General features: G+C 56.2%; 1 protein-coding gene. It reads left to right on the top strand.

What is annotated here, in order from left to right:
• Nucleotides 1-60 precede the first annotated feature (60 nt).
• A complete protein-coding gene (locus PXG97_RS21430; RefSeq protein WP_276499893.1) occupies nt 61-1284 on the top strand; it encodes an IS256 family transposase in 1224 nt (407 codons plus the stop codon).
• The last annotated feature ends 106 nt before the right edge of the window (nt 1285-1390 follow it).

Here is a 1390-nt window from a genome sequence, read left to right as displayed (position 1 = left end):
GCGAGGCTGTAAAATAAACTGTGTCAAAGGATTAGCAGTATTACCTTTAACACAGTCAACATGGAAGAGAGAAACGAGCTGGATCTGGAGAAGATCAAGCGCCAGTTCCTGGAGGAGTTCCGGAGCGGCAAACCCACCTTCGGCAAAGACGGCGCCCTTGGCCCCTTGCTGAAGCACTTCTTAGAGGCCGCCCTGGACGCGGAGATGGACCTGCACCTTAACGCCGAGCAACGGCAGCAAGGCAACCGCCGCAACGGCAAAGTATCAAAGCAAGTTCGCACCTCAGACGGAATGATTGAAGTAGAATCATCCCGCGACCGCTCGGCAAGCTTCGAGCCGCAGATCATCAAAAAAAGGGAGACGGTGCTGGCCGAGAACCTGGAGCCCCGCATCCTGAGCATGTACGGCTTGGGGATGAGTTTACGCGACATCTCCTCGCACCTGAAGGAGATGTACGACATGGACATCTCCCACGACACCCTGGCCGCCCTCACCGAGAAGATCGTGCCCCAGGTCAAGGAGTGGCAGGCCCGGCCGCTGGATAGGCTCTACTGCATCGTCTGGCTGGACGCCATGCACTACAAGGTGCGGCAGGAAGGGCGCACCATCTCGAAAGCTGTTTATAACATTTTAGGTATTGACCGCCACGGCCACAAGGAGCTGCTGGGCGTGTACGTCTCCGAAAGCGAGGGGGCTGCCTTCTGGCTCTCAGTGCTCACCGACCTGCAGCAGCGGGGCGTTGCCGACATGCTCATCGCCTGCATCGACAACCTGAAGGGCTTTGCCGAGGCCATTGCCAGTGTCTTCCCGCAAACCGAGGTGCAGAGCTGCATCGTGCATCAGATAAGAAACAGCATCAAGTACGTGGGCTCCAAGGACCAGAAGGAGTTCATGCGGGACCTGAAGCCCGTGTACCGGGCTGAGTCAAAGGAGCTGGCCGAGCTGCGGCTGTTGGAGCTGGAGGAGAAGTGGGGCAGAAAGTACCCCAAGGTCATCGAGAGCTGGCAGCGGAACTGGGAAAAGCTCAGCACGTACTTTAAGTACACCGAGCCGATCAGAAAGCTGATCTATACCACCAACACCATCGAGGGCTTTCACCGCCAGGTGCGCAAGGTGACCAAAACGAAGGGGGCTTTCCCATCAGATATGGCCCTGCTGAAGCTGATTTACCTCTCGCACCAGAACATCAGCAAAAAGTGGGTGATGCCGCTTGCCAATTGGAGCCAGACGGCCCAGCAGCTCTCGATATGGTTCGGGGACAGGATGCAGCTGGACTTGAAGTGAGACGCGCTTCAAAAGATGGCCCTGTTGCTGTAAGGATTCACACCAGTACACCAACAGGGCCAGTAAAGTAAAATATGGAAATGACACAGTTTAAATTACACTCCCG

Source organism: Pontibacter litorisediminis (assembly GCF_029360645.1).
In the GTDB taxonomy this organism is placed as follows: Bacteria; Bacteroidota; Bacteroidia; order Cytophagales; family Hymenobacteraceae; genus Pontibacter; species Pontibacter litorisediminis.
Note: the sequence above shows the minus strand (reverse complement) of the source record. Positions and strands in the feature narration are given on the sequence as shown.